Here is a 16,758-nt window from a genome sequence, read left to right on the forward strand (position 1 = left end):
CTTTTATGCTTGCAGTTGCGTTTTTAACATCTGTTCAAGTTTGCCTTGATCTACGGCAAAGTTACGTATGCCTTCGGCCAGCTTTTCTACAGCCATAGGATCTTGGTTAAACTCCCAGCGAAATTCGGCTTCTGACATCGGAGTGCCCGGTGCAACGATATCCGTTGTTGGGGTTAACTTTTGTACTACAGGGGTATGACTATTAGCCATCTCTTCAAGGAGGGCTGGACCAATGGTTAAGCGATCGCAACCAGCTAACTCCATTATTTCGCCGGTGTTACGGAAGCTGGCGCCCATCACCACGGTTTTAAACCCATGACGCTTATAGTAGTTGTAGATCTTGGTTACTGATACGACGCCAGGATCCTCGCTCGCCGCGTAGTCTTTACCTGTGTCTTTTTTGTACCAATCGAGAATACGCCCTACAAATGGCGAAATAAGATAAACACCAGCTTCGGCACAGGCCCGTGCTTGTGCAAAGCAAAACAGTAACGTTAGGTTACAGTTGATCCCTTGTTGTTCAAGCTCTTTTGCTGCGCAAATGCCTTCCCAAGTCGAGGCGAGCTTTATCAAAATACGTGATTTATCAATTCCAGCAGCTTCATAAAGCTTGATCAGCTTGTGTGCTTTATCGATAGAACCCGCTTTATCAAACGATAATCTAGCGTCAACTTCGGTCGAGATGCGACCAGGAACAATTTTTAGGACTTCTACACCAATATTGACAGCCAGTTTGTCGCCCGCGTCGGCTATTTGTTGTTCAAGAACGTCGCTCTGAGCCTTAGCCCAGACAATCGCATCATCTATTAGGTGTTGATATTCAGGGATTTGTGCTGCTTTGAGGATAAGTGACGGGTTAGTCGTGGCATCTTGTGGTTGATAACGCTTGATCGCCTCGATATCGCCAGTGTCGGCAACGATAGTGGTGATCGATTTGAATTGCTCTAGTGTATTAGCCATGAAAATTACATCCTTCTTAAGAAGCAGCTTAAGTTTTGTTGTTTACTAACCGCTATTAGACGCGATTTTGCCGATATTTCCAACCATGATTGAAAAAAAATTACAGAAAAGTTGCTAAATATCGTGCAGGTGCCCTAGCGGCGGCATATTGTCTAGCTATTTAGTTTATCTTATTGCTAATTAGTATACGTTGTTAAGTGTGGCAATAAATAAAATCGCTGCCTAAGCAGCGATTTTTATCCTTAATGGATGTGACTAGCAACTAATTACCGCATTACCGGTTCGGTTCGAATACCTGTCAAATGAGCCTCTATACGGCGGTTGGCTTTATTCGCTTCAGCTGAGCGACCTTCAATGATTGGTTGGGTAATACCATAACCTTTTGCAGATACGCGATCTCGACTGACACCATATGTGTTTACCAGAATATCAGCAACCGCCATTGCACGGCGCTTTGAAAGATCCATGTTGTAATCGGGATCACCTACATTCGAGGCGTGACCAGAGATAAGTACGGTTGAAGAGGGGTTCTCCTTCATGTATGTCGCAAGTTTCTCTATACGCTCATATGATTCTTGCTTAACTGCTGCAGAGTTGTTGGCGAATAGAATAGAGCCAAGATCACGTTGCTCCGTTACTTCTTTGTAGATAGTACAACCATTGGCGTTGACTTTATGGGTTGTAGGAGTATTGGGGCATTGATCCATATCGTCGGTGACACCATCATTATCAGAGTCAACTGGAGCTGCAACTACAACTGGATCGGGCACGGTATGACCGAAGCGATAACTTAGTTCAAGACCCCAGTAGTTGCTTTCCATCTCTAGGGTGTTCCATTTATCTTCATCGAGATTTTCATAGCGACGGTATTTAGCTTGCAGTTTGAAGTTTTCAGTAAAGTTATAGCCGATACCTGCACCAACATAGGGGGCAATACCGTTGTCGCTGTAGTATTCGCTACCCCACTGTTTGTTGTTTGAGAGCACGTAGTTCATTGCACCAGCTTCAGCAGAAAGGCTCCAACGATCCGCGAATGGCCAAAAACCAACTAAACCTAAGGTCATGCCTTTAGCGCCAGCATCATTGAGCTTGTTTGCATAATCAACCCACTCGGCGCGGCCAAGATCGCGGTAACCTAGTTCAACACCAAAATAGTCGTTGAATAGATAACCACCAAAAACGTCCCAAGCATAAGGGTCATCTTCGCCACAGGTTTTCATGGTTTTTTGATCGCAGTTAGGTTCGTAGTTATTTACACCTAATCCACCACCGACATACCATGGGGTAAGTTCTTGTGCTGCATGGGCTGCAAATGGAAGCATTGAGGTCAGCAGAATTGCTTTTAATGTATTATTCATCATTTCAATATCCTTTGATTATTTATCTAGCCCCGAGAGTGTCTATATTGCACGAAAGACACGCTAGCACTTAATGGGGGATCCTTTGCTTTTATCGCTAGCCCTAATATTATCTGTCGATAATTCAGATTTTGCTATTTTTGTAGCAGGTTTTTTGGTTTTTAGTTGTTTTAGTGTAATAAAAAAAGGTGCTCATATGAGCACCTTTGGTCTTTTAGACGGTGAATATTGGCTTAACGAGTCCAGACCCAGTTTTCGATATTGCTTGGGTCAACGCCATTCGCCTTGATGTAATTCCGGTGGTCGACTAAGCGTTGTAGCATATCGGTTGTGATACCTACGTGCTGAGTTTCGTCGATAACGCCTTGTTGGAATAGCTTGTATGCCATATCGATAACAAGGTGGTAGCGAGAAGTACCGTTACGTACTCCCATATCGAATGGAGTCGTAGTCGAACCTTCCTCTTCGTAGCCTTTGATGCGGAATCTGCGGCTGCCTTTGTAATCAAAGACCAACTTTTTAATGGTATTTGGATAGCCGTGATAATTAAATACCACGCCTTTATCAGCAGTGAACACCTCATCCATCAACCAAGGCTTGCTTTGGAACTCTAGGCTACCTAGACCGCTACTGGTTAACTCGGTTACGCTGACGAAACGGATACGTACTTTTGGTAGCAGTTCTCTAATGAGTACGAGCGAAGCCATTGCTTCTTGAGTGACGTAGTCACCACAACCAACGAGGACCACATCTGGATTTTCATCAGAGGCAAAGTCCCACACCATCACCCCATCTTTGGCTTGCTGGCGCGCTTCGGCAAGCGTTAACCATTGTGGTAACTCTTTCTTACCTGCCACTAAGATGTTGAGCTTGTCACGATCTTGATATGCGCGCTCGGTATACACTAGCGTGCTGTTACCATCAGCAGGAAGATACGCAGAGATGATTTTTGGATGCTTCTCTAACATCGCACCCAAGAATGAGGGGTTTTGATGTGAGTAACCGTTATGGTCTTGACGTTCAAGCAGCGAAGACAATACCACGTTACATGCAGGCACTGGCTTACGGAAATGAACACCTTGGCTAGCGTATACATATTTACAGTATTGGTCAGCCATAGACGATACCACTTGTGAGAATGCCTCATAAGTGGGGAACATGGCGTGACGCCCCGTTACTGTGTAGCCGTGAAGCATACCAAACAGGAGGTTTTCAGATAACAGTTCAATGACGCGACCGTCGCGAGACATATCTTGGTCCCAACTCTCTATCGGCCACTGCCAAGCGCGATCGGTTTCTTCAAATACGGCTTGAAGCTGATTTGAATAAGTTTCGTCAGGGCAGAAAATACGTAGGTTGCGTTGATCTCGGTTGAGTTTCATCGCATCACGCATCCATTCGCCCATTTTGTACATGGATAAACCACGTTGACCACGAGGCGTTTCTGCACCGTAAGCGAGTTTTTCTAGATCGGGCTGCGCTAATGCACGAACGACTTCGCCACCATAACTTAACTTTTGACGTCCGCAAGTCAGCTCTTTTGGCGGTAGTAAAGACTGGATCTCTTCATCAAAAATGAGCTCTCCCTTGTCATTGATGCTGTAGAGTTCATCAAATTTATAGCTGGCTAACCAAGCTTCTAATGCATCTAGGTGACCTTTGTCTGTGGCACACTTGTTAACGATAACTTGGTGTGATTCACAGTTACCTTCCAATTTCTTACCGCCAAATTCCGCGGTACCTGTCCAACCTTTAGCGGTACGCATAAGAATCACAGGCCAGCGAGGCTTAACCACATCTTCGCCTGAGCGGGCACGCGTTTGAATGTCGTTGATCATTGCATATGACGTATCCATTGCGGCAGTCATTTGAACATATACGTCTTCTTCAAGCTGATCATCAACAATAATGGGGTGGTAGCCTAAGCCTCTAAACTCAAGATCTAGCTCTTCATGGCTCATACGTCCCATACGGGTAGGACCAGAGATTTTGTAACCATTGATATGCACGATCGGTAGTACCGCACCGTTATTTTTTGGCGAAACTAAGCGGTTGGCATACCAAGATGCTGCCAATGGACCCGTTTCAGATTCACCATCACCAATCAGACAAGCAGCGATCAGATCTGGATTATCGAGTACGGCGCCCCACGCAACAGAGAGAGAGTAGCCTAATTCACCACCTTCTAGAATTTGTCCTGGCGCTTCAGGGTTTGCGTGTGATGGGTAGCCATACGCTGCTGAAAATTTCTTACAGATATCCTCAATACCCGTCTCATTGTATGGAATGGTCTCTGGGTAGTAGTGGCTTAGCGATCCTTCCATAAACAGGTTAGCTTGTACCGCAGGAAATCCATGGCCTGGACCGACTAAATAGACGAAAGAACGGTTATGTTTGGCGATGAGGCGGTTAACGTTAGCATAAACGAAGTTAATCCCAGGGCATGTGCCCCAGTGCCCTAATAGTCTAGGTTTGATATCGCTGTGCTCTAAAGGACGTTTGTGTAGTACGTTTTGTTTTAAGTAAATTTGCGAGGTGGCGAGGAAGTTGGTCGCTCTCACAAATTTCTTAAGTGCACTGATCTCTTGTTGTGACATAAAGAACCCCATTGATGGTAAGCATAAAAGTTAATTAAATCTTATGTGGGTCACTATATTTGTAATTTTATTACAAAAACGTGTTCGATATCTTATTTTTTAAAAGTCATAATTTGATGGGTTTGTTAACAACCTTTCTGTGATCGCATTGTTACTTAGGTTATTAGTGTGATTTATTTCTGTAATATTGCGTGACTAGCTTGTCGTGTGGATGGGTAATTGTGATCTAGATCACATGATGATTTTTTAAGGGTATGCTATTTTGGCGCGTTGAATCCGGTAGGCATGATGTTTAGGCATCATGAAAGGACAATTCGAAAAGAAAATTCTACCGAGATTGTTCGATCAAATTGGGAAGGAAATTAAACACACTGACGCTGAGAGCGAGCCTGTTGGCCGTTTGAATTCGTTCTGGGGATTATCAAGTACTATGTTTGAATCTTTATTAAATTTAGTTGAAACGACGATCAATGCGATAAACGGTGTGCTATGGGGCAGTGTATTGATATACGTGCTGGTGGCTGCTGGCGTATTGTTTACTTTGCGTTTAGGTTTTATTCAACTTCGCATGTTTGGCCATGGCGCTAAGCTGGTAATACAAGGTCGTGAGAAAATAAATGGCATTTCGTCATTCCAGGTGTTTTGCACTTCGATGGCGGCGCGAGTCGGCACTGGTAATATGGCGGGGGTAGCCGTTGCCATTACGGTTGGTGGTGCTGGAGCCATTTTTTGGATGTGGCTTATTGCATTATTAGGAATGGCCACCGCATTTATAGAGTCGACCTTAGCGCAAGTCTATAAGGTTAAAGACAGCGATGGTCAATACCGTGGTGGGCCTGCTTATTATATGGAGCGAGGCTTGGGTAAGCGGTGGATGGGGACCGTATTCTCTGTGTTACTGATCATCGCCTTTGGCTTTGCATTTAATGCAGCGCAAGCCAACACCATGACTGATGCGTTAAATAATGCCTTTGGGTACGACAAAACCCTTGTAGGTCTGGTCATTATGTTTGCTGCGGCCTATATTATTACAGGTGGGCTCAAGAAGGTTGCTAAGGCCTCTGAGCTTATTGTGCCTGTGATGGCGGTAGCTTATTTGGCCATTGCGCTAGTGGTGTTAGTGATAAATATCGAGCAAGTGCCAGCGGCACTAGCGTTCATCGTTAAAAGTGCCTTTGGATGGGAAGAAGCCGCTGGTGGTGCAATGGGCGCCATGATGGCGGGTATTGCTCGTGGCCTGTTTTCGAATGAAGCCGGTATGGGCAGTGCGGCTAATATCGCAGCCTCTGCAAGTCCTAACCCTAATCATCCAGCCTCTCAAGGTTTTGTACAGATGATTGGTGTATTTGTTGACACTATCATTATCTGTAGCGCTTCAGCGGCGATTATCTTGTTATCTGGTGTGCTGGATAACCCAGGGGATCAAAAAGGCATTGGCTTGTTGCAGCTGGCGTTAACGAATGAAGTTGGTAGCTGGGCGGCGTATTTTGTCGCGTTTGCCATCATTTTATTTTGCTTCTCATCGATTATTGCCAACTACAGTTACGCTGAAAGCAATGTGATGTTTTTAACTAAGAGTAAAAAAGTGCTCTATGCGTTTCGCGCATTAGTACTTGTCATGGTGATGGCAGGCTCGGTTGCTTCATTACAACTAGTATGGAATTTTGCCGATCTTTCTATGGGAATGATGGCGTTAGTGAACATTGCGGCAATTGTGATGTTATCTAAGGTGGCGTTTGCGGTGATCAAAGACTACGAGCGTCAGATCAAGGCCGGCCAAACCCCCACATTTCATGCATCTGACTTTCCTGAGATCAATGGCTTAGACGAAGGTATCTGGAAAGGTAAGCCGAGTGCTACCGTACTCAGCAATGAAGAAAAGAGATCGAGCGCCGTACCTGAAGCCTAGTTACGTCTACTGGATTTGATTTAATAATTGAATCAGCACTATCTAAAAAACCACGCCGTTTAAGCGTGGTTTTTTTATGGTTGCATCAGTATCATAGTCCTATTGAATCCTCACCTTTAAAGGACATCTAATGCTGATTTTAGTGTCGCCAGCCAAAACATTGGATTATGACAATCCTGCTATAACCCAGGAACATACCCTGCCAGCCTTGCTGCAACACAGTGAGCTGTTGATTGATACTTGTCGACAATTAACCCCTGCTGATATTGCCTCCTTAATGAAGGTTAGCGATAAAATAGCGGGACTCAATGCAGCGCGCTTTGCATCTTGGACTGCCGATTTCAATCTTGATAATGCCAAACAAGCACTGTTTGCATTTCGCGGTGATGTCTATACCGGCTTAGATGCCGATAGCTTATCGGAGTCGAGTTTGCAACGAGCTCAGGCACGTTTAAGAATACTGTCGGGTTTATATGGCTTACTGCGTCCATTAGATTTAATGCAGCCTTATCGTCTCGAAATGGGCACCCGCTTAGCCAATTCTCGTGGCAGTAATTTGTATCAATTTTGGGGCGACATTATTACCGAGCAGGTCAATAAGGCGCTCGCAGAGCAGGGTGATGAGCTGATTGTCAATTTAGCGTCTAATGAGTACTTTAAATCGGTAAAACCTAAGCTGTTAAATGGGCAGCTGATCACCCCTATTTTTAAAGATCATAAAAATGGTCAGTATAAAGTCATTAGTTTTTATGCCAAAAAAGCCCGCGGTATGATGGCGCGTTATCTGTTAGATAATGATGTCAAAGATTATCAAGGGGTGATTAAATTCGATTGTGCAGGCTATTACTATAGCGAAGCCGAATCGACACAGCATGAGCCGGTTTTTTTGCGTGAAGCGCAGTAGTTAAGCCTATAAAAAAGCAGCCAACAGGCCAATGTTGAGCGGTTAAAAGTTAAGTGAGCGGTTAAGTTCTTTTTAACAGTAAAAAAAATCCAATATCAGCGATGATATTGGATTTTTTGTCTGTGGTGTTGCCCTTGACTTATTTTGACGTATCTACAAGTCTTAAGGGGATGTCTGATTGCGCCATCAAATAGGCAAATTGAGCATAGGCTGCCGCATTTTGCGCTAATGCCTTAGGATCGATTTTATCTAGAGTATCGTTAGGGGTGTGATGATAATCAAAATAGTCGCTGCCATCTTGGCGTAATGAAGCAACTGGCACGCCATAGCTAGGTAGCATAGAAACATCTGGTCCCCCAGAGGCGTTATTATTGCCGGCAGCGACATCATTGGCTTGCATAGATTGGGTCAGTTGTTGTAATGGGTTAAACGCATCGGGGTCCACATTAAAATCAATTTGATAGATGCGTCCAGCACCAAAGTCGGACTCAGCAGCAATGTAGTGTTTAGCTAGCTCTTGCTGATGTGCTTTGGCATAGGTTTTACCACCGATTAAGCCTATCTCTTCTGCCGCATACAGCACGACTCTGACTGTACGGGCAGGCTTCGTCGCTAGTTGTGAGATTAAATGGCCGGCAGTGGTGACAATGGCCACGCCTGCGCCATCATCGATAGCACCTGTGCCCTCATCCCATGAATCTAAATGGGCACCAATCAGTACAATTTCATCGCTTTTGCTGCTGCCAGTGACTTCAGCAATCACATTGTAGGAGGTGGCATAACCTAAATTTGTCGGTGACATGTGCAATTGCAGCACGACATTGGGATCGCGTTTTAACATCAATCCTAATAAATCTGCATCTGGCGCTGACATGGCGGCCGCCGGGATTTTTGTCACACCCTCTTGATAACGCATCATACCGGTATGCGCCATACGATCATGATCGGTACCAATAGAGCGAATGACTATGGCTAGAGCGCCTTTTTTAGCGGCAGCCACAGCACCTTTAGAGCGGCCACCAACGGTTTGGCCATAGCCTTTGCCCGTTTTAAAGCGGGGGGTGCGATGATCGATAAAGACAATTTTGCCTTCGACTTGCTGCCTGTCGGCTTGTTCGAGTGCCGCGAGGTTGGCAAATTGAACAATAGGGGCGCTTATGCCTGTAGTTGAGGTTGCCACACTGCCGCCAAGGGCGGTGATGACTATCGGTTGGGGGAAAGGAGAGACCACCCGAGCACTGGCTTCACCACGTTGCCATACGGGGATTTTTACCGGCTCTTTATAGACCTTATCAAACCCTAATGAATTGAGTTTGTCTTCGGCCCATTTTACGGCGAGTAAATCTTGTTTACTGCCTGGTAAGCGTGGGCCCACTTCAACGGTTAATGATTCGACAATATCAAACGCCAATGTTGAGTTTAATGCTTGTTGTTGCAGTCGCAGGCTCACCTCTTGATGATTATCTTGTGCGGGTGTTTGTTGGCAGCCAATTATTCCAGCAAAAAGAGCGCCGGAGAGTAGAGTAAGGGCAGAGCGTTTCATGAGTTTCCTTTGTTTTTATTACGTATGTCCCATTTTTGAAAACAATCTACCAAAAAGTGTGCTTTATGTCCCGACTATATCTTTAAGTCAACGCTATATTAGTGCCGGGGTTTGTTTTAGGAGAGATTGCTCGTAATGAATATAGAATTGATGCAGCAACGAGCTGACAATGCTGTTGTATTGCTCAAGGCGTTGGCCAACGAACGTAGGTTATTTATCTTATGTTACCTTCTGAGTGAAGGTGAGATGTGTGTGGGTGAGATGAATAAGAAGTTAGGCCTAAGCCAATCTGCGTTGTCACAACATTTAGCGTGGCTCCGTAAGGATAATTTAGTTGAAACGCGTAAAGAAGCTCAAACCGTCTTTTACTCGCTAAAGAGTCAAGAAGTGTCTGAGATCATTAAGCTGCTCAATACTATCTACTGCCATTGATCTGAAACGGTTAGTGCAGCGAGGGCAAAACTGACATAGCGAAAGCTTTGTCAGTTTTTTTATTGCCTTTTTATGATGAAAGACACGGTCTTGGTAAATTGCAGATACAAAAAAACCGGCTTGAGCCGGTTTTTTTATGTCGCTAACAGAATTAAGCAGCTAGAGCTTTGATTCTGGTATTCAAGCGAGACTTTTGACGAGCAGCTTTATTCTTGTGAATAAGGCCTTTAGTCGCCATACGGTCAACGATTGGTTGTGCAACATTAAATGCTTCAGTCGCCGCTTTGTGATCGCCAGCGTTGATAGCAGCGATAACTTTCTTAACGTATGAACGTAACATTGAACGACGGCTAGCATTATGCTGACGACGTTTTTCAGATTGAAGCGCGCGCTTCTTTGCAGACTTGCTATTAGCCAAGGTGCAACTCCTAAAAGGGTTAGATATTTTTAAAGGTCGAGGAATATGCCTTTTTTTAGTCACTTTGTCAATGACAATGATCGGATCTTTATCTTAAAGATAAATTAATCAGAGCATACTTGGCGTTCTTCAACCTAACTCGTGTAATATGGTGCGCAATTCTAGCAGCAAAAGCTGCATTGGGACAGAGCTTAAATAGACTTTTCCGTTTATTTTGTCGCTGTCTGTGCTCAGAACAGGGGGCATTTTGAGCAAAAAACTATTTAAGTCTGGCATGATCGTTAGTGCCATGACGTTGATTTCTCGTATTTTAGGGCTTGTGCGCGATGTGGTTATCGCTAATTTAATGGGCGCCGGTAGCAGTGCCGACGTGTTCTTTTTTGCCAATAAAATTCCTAATTTTTTAAGGCGTCTTTTTGCTGAGGGAGCCTTTGCACAAGCTTTTGTGCCGGTATTAACGGAATATCAAGAAAAACACAATGCACAAGAGGTACGTGAGCTGCTGTCGAAGGTGGCAGGTACACTGGGGATTTTAGTGACGATAGTCACCCTTGTCGGGGTGATAGCTTCTCCGGTATTAACCGCCTTGTTTGGTGGTGGCTGGTTTTTAGCTTGGTTAAATGATGAACCTAATGGTGAAAAGTTTGAACTAGCCTCATTAATGCTTAAAATTACCTTTCCCTACTTGTGGTTTATTACCTTTACTGCATTGGCCGGCTCAATTCTTAACACTCGAGGACGCTTTGCGGTATCGGCTTTCACGCCAGTGTTTTTAAACGTAGCCATCATCGCAGCGGCCATCTATCTCGCGCCGACATTGCAAAAACCTGAAATAGGCCTCGCCTGGGGTGTCTTTTTCGGTGGGGTGATCCAGTTCTTGTTTCAAATTCCCTTTTTGTTACGCGAAAAGGTATTAGTTAAGCCATCATGGGGTTGGCATCATCCTGGGGTGGTGAAAATTAGAACCTTGATGATCCCGGCGTTATTTGGTGTGTCAGTGTCGCAAATTAATCTGCTGCTCGATACCTTTATTGCCAGCTTCTTGGTGACAGGTTCGATCAGTTGGCTCTATTATTCCGATCGCTTATTAGAGTTCCCCTTAGGCTTGTTTGGCATTGCCATTGCGACGGTAATTTTACCGGCATTATCTAAGCGGCATGTAAATGCGCAAGGCCAAGGGTTTTCGCTGACCATGGACTGGGGAGTGAAGGCCATTTTATTGCTTGGGCTACCGGCTATGTGCGGCTTAATCGTGCTGGCTAAACCTATGTTAATGGTGCTGTTTATGCGCGGCGCCTTTAGCCTTGAGGATGTCAATATGGCGTCATACAGTTTAATGGCTTACGGTGCAGGCTTACTCAGTTTCATGTTGATTAAGGTACTGGCCCCTGGTTATTACTCTCGCCAAGATACTAAAACACCCGTGCGCTATGGCATCATCGCTATGGTCAGTAATATGGCGTTTAACCTTATTTTTGCCATTCCCTTTGGTTATGTTGGTTTAGCCATTGCCACATCCATGTCGGCGTTGCTGAATGCTGGCTTGTTATATCGTGGTTTACATCGCGCTGGGGTTTATCAGATTAGTAAGCAAACATTAATATTTTTCATCAAAACCTTGGTAGCAGCTGGCTTAATGGTAATTGTGTTATTATTGAATTTACCTATTTTAGAACAATGGCTTGCCATGTCTTTCACTGCTCGAGTTATGGCGTTATCAGGCCTTATAGGACTCGGTGCTGTGGTCTACTTATTGGCTATGGTATTGTTAGGAATTCGTCCTTGGAGAATGAAAGCTGGCTTTTGAGTGCTGATTATCGTGCTTAGCTGGTATATAATCCGCCAACTTATGCTAGCTAGTTATTGAATGTAATGGAACTGATCCGCGGTATACACAATATTTTACCTAGACACCATGGCTGTGTGCTAACCATTGGTAATTTCGATGGTGTGCATCGAGGCCATGCCGAAGTCATTACTGCGCTAGTTAAAAAAGCGCAGCAGCATGGTGTTCCAGCAACGCTTATGACCTTTGAACCTCAGCCTCAAGAGCTGTTTCAAGGTGATAGCGCGCCTGCACGCTTGAGTCTGCTGCGGGATAAAATTGTGTTGCTTGAAGAGTTAGGGATTGACCGCTTACTGTGTGTTAACTTTAACCGTAAGTTTGCCGCGATGCCTGCTGAAGCATTTATCGAACAATTGTTGGTCAAACAGCTTGGGGTTAGATACTTAGTTGTTGGTGATGACTTTTGTTTTGGCCAACATCGTAGCGGTAATTTCGACATGCTTAAGCGTGCGGGTGAAAAGTTTGGTTTCGCCGTGGTCAGCACCGCAAGTTTTGTCCTTGGAGACAAGCGCGTCAGCTCCACCGAAATTAGAAAGCAATTGGCACAAGGCAATTTAGAGCAAGCTAGGCGTTTACTCGGGCACCCTTTTACCCTGTGTGGCCGTGTTGCCCATGGTGAAAAAATTGGGCGTACTATCGGTTTTCCGACAGCCAATATCGCCTTGAAACGTAAAGTCTCTCCGGTGCGGGGAGTATTTGCTGTTAAGTTGTTTTGGGCCGGAAGTGATATCTATGAAGGTGTCGCCAACGTTGGTTTTAGGCCGACAGTCAATGGACAGCATTGTCAGTTAGAAGTCCATTTATTTGATTTTGATGGTGATCTTTACGGAAAAACCGTTGAAGTTGAATTAGTGGCAAAAATTCGCGATGAACAGCCATTTAAATCGTTAGATGCGCTGAAACGACAAATTAAAAATGATGCTGACAGAGCACTGGCTCTGCTTGGCTTTGATGCAGGCTGAGCTCTTTTAGCTAAATAAACGGTATAGGATCAAATGAGCGACTATAAATCTACTCTGAATTTACCGGAAACAGAATTTCCGATGCGTGGTAACTTGGCTAATCGTGAGCCAGAGATGTTGAAATCTTGGACCGAAAAAGGTTTATACCAAAAGATTCGTGAAAGTCGCACAGGGGCTAAGCCTTTCATTTTGCATGATGGTCCTCCATATGCAAACGGTGACATTCATATTGGTCACTCTGTTAACAAAATCCTCAAAGACATTATTATCAAGTCTAAGACCATGTCGGGTTTCGATGCCCCTTATATTCCTGGTTGGGATTGTCATGGCCTACCGATTGAACTTAAGGTTGAGCAGAAAGTCGGCAAACCTGGTCATAAGGTTTCAGCAGCAGAGTTTCGCCAACAATGTCGTGAATACGCGGCCAAGCAAGTCGATGGTCAGCGTGAAGACTTTATCCGTCTAGGTGTGTTTGCCGATTGGCAAAATCCATACCTAACCATGGATTTTAGCACCGAAGCCAACATCGTTCGTTCATTGTCTAAAGTGATTGAAAGCGGCCATTTACACAAAGGCGTTAAGCCAGTGCATTGGTGTACCGATTGTGGTTCTGCTTTAGCAGAAGCGGAAGTGGAATATGAAGACAAGATGTCGCCAGCTATCGATGTGGCATTCTCTGTGGTTGATAAACCTGTACTGTTAGCTAAATTCGGTTTAAGTGACTACAAGCATACTATTTCAGCGGTTATCTGGACAACGACGCCATGGACACTGCCTGCAAACCGCGCCTTATCGGTTGCGGCTAACATTGAATATACCTTGGTTGAAATCACTAAAGATGGCCATACTCAAGCCTTAGTGTTAGCCGATGAATTGGTTGAGTCGTGTGTGGAGCGCTATGGCGCACAAAGCCACACTGTGCTAGCAAAAGTAGCTGGTGCTGAGCTAGAGCTATTACGTTTTAACCATCCCTTCTACGACTTTGATGTGCCGGTTATTCTAGGCGATCACGTCACTGTTGATTCTGGTACTGGTGTGGTGCATACCGCGCCTGGTCATGGTCAGGACGATTTCGTCGTTGGCCAAAAGTACGGTTTGGAAGTGGCTAATCCTGTTGGTGATAACGGGGTTTATAAAGCCGATACTGAGATCTTTGCTGGTCAACACGTATTTAAAGCCAACAAGAGTGTGATTGCGCTGCTCGAAGAGAAGGGCGCCTTAATGAATCATGTGGCGATTAATCACAGCTACCCGCATTGCTGGCGCCATAAAACGCCAATTATCTTCCGCGCTACGCCACAGTGGTTCATCTCAATGGATCAAAAAGGGCTACGTACGCAAGCATTGAGCGAAATTAAACAGACGCAGTGGATCCCAGATTGGGGCCAAAGCCGCATCGAAAAAATGGTCGAGAACCGTCCTGACTGGTGTATTTCACGCCAGCGTACTTGGGGCGTGCCGATTACCTTGTTTGTACACCGTGAAACTGAAGAATTACACCCAGACAGCGTGGCATTGATGGAGCGCGTAGCGCACCGCATTGAGCAACAAGGTATTCAAGCTTGGTGGGATCTCGATGCCGCAGAACTGCTTGGTGATGAAGCGGAACAATACCGTAAAGTCACTGACACCTTAGATGTGTGGTATGACTCAGGCTCGACTTTCTCATCGGTTGTTGCTGCGCGTCCTGAATTTAATGGTCATCCCATTGACCTGTATTTAGAGGGAAGCGATCAGCACCGTGGTTGGTTTATGTCATCATTGATGATCTCAACCGCCATGAACGGTAAAGCCCCATACAAGCAAGTATTGACTCACGGTTTTACCGTTGATGGTCAAGGCCGCAAGATGTCTAAGTCTGTGGGTAACGTGATTGCTCCGCAGCATGTCACCAATAAATTGGGAGCTGACATTCTTCGCCTGTGGGTCGCAGCCACCGATTACAGCGGTGAAATGACCGTTTCTGATGAGATCTTAAAGCGTAGCGCCGATGCCTATCGTCGTATTCGTAATACCGCTCGTTTCTTGCTAGCTAACCTTACTGGTTTCGAGCCGGCAACCGATATGGTTGCCGTCGAAGACATGGTGGCGTTAGATCGCTGGGTTGTACGCCGCGCTGCAGCGCTGCAACAAGAACTGCTTGAAGCGTACGATCAATATAACTTCCACTTAGTGACGCAAAAACTGATGCAGTTCTGCTCGGTTGAGTTGGGTAGTTTCTATCTTGATATTATCAAAGACAGACAATACACGGCTAAAGATAGCAGCCATGCACGTCGTAGCTGTCAGTCTGCCTTGTATCTGATCTCTGAAGCCATGGTGCGTTGGATTGCACCAATCTTAAGCTTTACCGCAGATGAGATTTGGCACTTACTACCGGGCGAGCGTGGTGAATTTGTCTTTACCGAAACCTGGTTTGAAGGTTTGCAATCGGTGACGCTTGAGTCTGACTTGAGTGATGCTTATTGGCAGCAGCTGTTGAGCGTGCGTGATGAAGTCAATAAAGTGATTGAAAATGCACGTCGTGAAAAGCAAATAGGTGGCTCGTTAGAGGCTGAAATAACTCTTTATGCCGACGAGACTCTTGCTAGTGCATTAAACACTTTGGGTGACGAGCTGCGCTTTGTGTTACTCACCTCCAAGACCACAGTGGTTGATTTAACACAGGCACCTGCCGATGCCATTGCGACTGAATTAGCAGGCCTGAAGCTAGGTTTGCATAAGTCGACTGCTCACAAGTGTGAGCGTTGCTGGCACCACAGAGAAGATGTTGGCCAAGTGGCTGAGCATCCAACCTTGTGTACGCGCTGCGTGACTAACATCGAAGGTGACGGCGAAGTTCGTCAGTTCGCGTAAGGGAATCGTTATGCCATCAAGCTGGAAAGAGAGTGGCTTACGTTGGTACTGGATAGTTGTGTTGGTGTTTATCGCCGATCAACTTTCCAAACAATGGGTGTTAGCCAGTTTTGACCTGTATGAGTCAATCAAGTTGTTACCATTTTTTAATTTCACCTATGTGCGAAATTATGGTGCAGCCTTTAGCTTTTTGAGTGATGCAGGTGGTTGGCAGCGTTGGTTATTTACTGTGGTAGCCGTCGGCTTTAGTACTCTATTGACTGTGTGGCTGCGCAAGCAGCACCGCGGTCTGTGGCGATTAAACTTAGCCTATACCTTGGTTATTGGCGGTGCATTAGGTAATTTAATCGACCGTTTACAACATGGGTTTGTTGTCGATTTCCTTGATTTTTATTGGAATACGAGTCATTTCCCCGCCTTTAACATTGCCGACTCAGCTATCTGTGTCGGTGCGGGGCTTATCATTGTTGATTCGTTTATTACCGAGCGTAAACCAAACGGCGAAAGTGCCGCAAAGGGGTAATTCAGTGTCTGTATCTCGTTCGTTATTGTGCCACATGAATATAGTACTTGAAGATGGTTCGACCGCTGACAGTACCAAAGCATCGGGCAAGCCGGCTAAATTGAACATTGGTGATGAGACGTTAAGCCCAGCTTTTGAGGCTGAGCTTATCAATTTAACTCAAGGCGATAAGCACAGCTTTACATTGCAGGCGGCCGATGCCTTTGGTGAGTCCAATCCAGATGCAATTCACCATATGGACAGAACAAAATTCCCCGCCGATATGAACTTAGAGGCTGGCGTGATTGTCAGTTTTGCTGGCCCCGGTGGCAGCGAAATTCCGGGGATTGTACGTGACGTGTTAGGCGACTCGGTGACGGTTGATCTCAATCATCCATTGGCAGGTCGCGCCGTTACTTTTGAATTAGAAGTGGTTCAGGTACTTTAATTATGGCGATGACCAACCCTCCG

13 protein-coding genes are annotated in these 16,758 nt (G+C 45.3%); 8 read left to right on the forward strand and 5 right to left on the reverse strand.

Going from position 1 to position 16,758, the window contains the following annotated elements; genetic code table 11:
- Positions 1–3: 3 nt before the first annotated feature.
- The 3 genes from tal to AC5YBZ_RS04535 form a co-directional block, all read right to left on the reverse strand.
- Positions 4–960 carry a transaldolase gene (tal, locus tag AC5YBZ_RS04525; RefSeq protein ID WP_494543462.1) on the reverse strand — a complete coding sequence of 319 codons (957 nt, stop codon included), beginning with the start codon at positions 958–960 and terminating at the stop codon, positions 4–6.
- A gap of 266 nt (positions 961–1,226) precedes the next feature.
- Positions 1,227–2,321: an OmpA family protein gene (locus tag AC5YBZ_RS04530; protein ID WP_494543463.1), complete on the reverse strand. Its 1,095-nt coding sequence runs from the start codon at positions 2,319–2,321 to the stop codon at positions 1,227–1,229.
- Positions 2,322–2,551: 230 nt separating this feature from the next.
- A complete protein-coding gene (locus AC5YBZ_RS04535; protein ID WP_494519833.1) occupies positions 2,552–4,915 on the reverse strand; it encodes a phosphoketolase family protein in 2,364 nt (787 codons plus the stop codon).
- Between the two features lie 430 nt (positions 4,916–5,345).
- On the opposite strand from AC5YBZ_RS04535, the gene AC5YBZ_RS04540 reads away from it, so the two are divergent.
- Both AC5YBZ_RS04540 and yaaA read left to right on the forward strand, forming a co-directional pair.
- Positions 5,346–6,824, forward strand: a complete 1,479-nt coding sequence (locus tag AC5YBZ_RS04540) for an alanine/glycine:cation symporter family protein (RefSeq protein ID WP_494519832.1) — start codon at positions 5,346–5,348, stop codon at positions 6,822–6,824.
- Between the two features lie 130 nt (positions 6,825–6,954).
- A complete protein-coding gene (gene yaaA, locus AC5YBZ_RS04545; RefSeq protein WP_494519831.1) occupies positions 6,955–7,728 on the forward strand; it encodes a peroxide stress protein YaaA in 774 nt (257 codons plus the stop codon).
- A 139-nt stretch (positions 7,729–7,867) separates the two neighbouring features.
- On the opposite strand, the gene AC5YBZ_RS04550 is transcribed toward yaaA, so the two are convergent.
- Entirely contained in the window at positions 7,868–9,271 is a 1,404-nt protein-coding gene (locus AC5YBZ_RS04550) for a M28 family peptidase (protein ID WP_494543464.1), read from the reverse strand.
- Between the two features lie 135 nt (positions 9,272–9,406).
- Here AC5YBZ_RS04550 and AC5YBZ_RS04555 point away from each other — a divergent pair, with 135 nt between their 5' ends.
- Positions 9,407–9,703, forward strand: a complete 297-nt coding sequence (locus AC5YBZ_RS04555) for an ArsR/SmtB family transcription factor (RefSeq protein ID WP_110456556.1) — start codon at positions 9,407–9,409, stop codon at positions 9,701–9,703.
- A 151-nt stretch (positions 9,704–9,854) separates the two neighbouring features.
- On the opposite strand, the gene rpsT is transcribed toward AC5YBZ_RS04555, so the two are convergent.
- Entirely contained in the window at positions 9,855–10,121 is a 267-nt protein-coding gene (rpsT, locus tag AC5YBZ_RS04560; RefSeq protein ID WP_110456555.1) for a 30S ribosomal protein S20, read from the reverse strand.
- A 247-nt stretch (positions 10,122–10,368) separates the two neighbouring features.
- Here rpsT and murJ point away from each other — a divergent pair, with 247 nt between their 5' ends.
- The 5 genes from murJ to fkpB all read left to right on the forward strand — a co-directional run bounded on the left by murJ (position 10,369) and on the right by fkpB (position 16,735).
- Positions 10,369–11,928: a murein biosynthesis integral membrane protein MurJ gene (gene murJ / locus AC5YBZ_RS04565; protein WP_494524421.1), complete on the forward strand. Its 1,560-nt coding sequence runs from the start codon at positions 10,369–10,371 to the stop codon at positions 11,926–11,928.
- A gap of 65 nt (positions 11,929–11,993) precedes the next feature.
- Positions 11,994–12,929, forward strand: coding sequence for a bifunctional riboflavin kinase/FAD synthetase (gene ribF / locus AC5YBZ_RS04570; protein WP_494519828.1), 936 nt, complete (start codon positions 11,994–11,996; stop codon positions 12,927–12,929).
- A gap of 33 nt (positions 12,930–12,962) precedes the next feature.
- Positions 12,963–15,785, forward strand: coding sequence for an isoleucine--tRNA ligase (ileS, locus tag AC5YBZ_RS04575; RefSeq protein WP_494543465.1), 2,823 nt, complete (start codon positions 12,963–12,965; stop codon positions 15,783–15,785).
- 10 nt (positions 15,786–15,795) lie between these two features.
- Entirely contained in the window at positions 15,796–16,308 is a 513-nt protein-coding gene (lspA, locus tag AC5YBZ_RS04580; RefSeq protein ID WP_494519826.1) for a signal peptidase II, read from the forward strand.
- Between the two features lie 4 nt (positions 16,309–16,312).
- Entirely contained in the window at positions 16,313–16,735 is a 423-nt protein-coding gene (fkpB, locus tag AC5YBZ_RS04585) for an FKBP-type peptidyl-prolyl cis-trans isomerase (RefSeq protein ID WP_494519825.1), read from the forward strand.
- Positions 16,736–16,758 lie beyond the last annotated feature (23 nt).

The sequence above is a fragment of the Shewanella sp. 553 genome, assembly GCF_059338375.1.

Coding starts and splice junctions, on each gene's coding strand:
- tal (WP_494543462.1), bottom strand. CDS start 960: ATGGCTAATACACTAGAGCAATTCAAATCGATCACCACTATCGTTGCC.
- AC5YBZ_RS04530 (WP_494543463.1), bottom strand. CDS start 2,321: ATGATGAATAATACATTAAAAGCAATTCTGCTGACCTCAATGCTTCCA.
- AC5YBZ_RS04535 (WP_494519833.1), bottom strand. CDS start 4,915: ATGTCACAACAAGAGATCAGTGCACTTAAGAAATTTGTGAGAGCGACC.
- AC5YBZ_RS04540 (WP_494519832.1), top strand. CDS start 5,346: ATGTTTGAATCTTTATTAAATTTAGTTGAAACGACGATCAATGCGATA.
- yaaA (WP_494519831.1), top strand. CDS start 6,955: ATGCTGATTTTAGTGTCGCCAGCCAAAACATTGGATTATGACAATCCT.
- AC5YBZ_RS04550 (WP_494543464.1), bottom strand. CDS start 9,271: ATGAAACGCTCTGCCCTTACTCTACTCTCCGGCGCTCTTTTTGCTGGA.
- AC5YBZ_RS04555 (WP_110456556.1), top strand. CDS start 9,407: ATGAATATAGAATTGATGCAGCAACGAGCTGACAATGCTGTTGTATTG.
- ribF (WP_494519828.1), top strand. CDS start 11,994: ATGGAACTGATCCGCGGTATACACAATATTTTACCTAGACACCATGGC.
- ileS (WP_494543465.1), top strand. CDS start 12,963: ATGAGCGACTATAAATCTACTCTGAATTTACCGGAAACAGAATTTCCG.
- lspA (WP_494519826.1), top strand. CDS start 15,796: ATGCCATCAAGCTGGAAAGAGAGTGGCTTACGTTGGTACTGGATAGTT.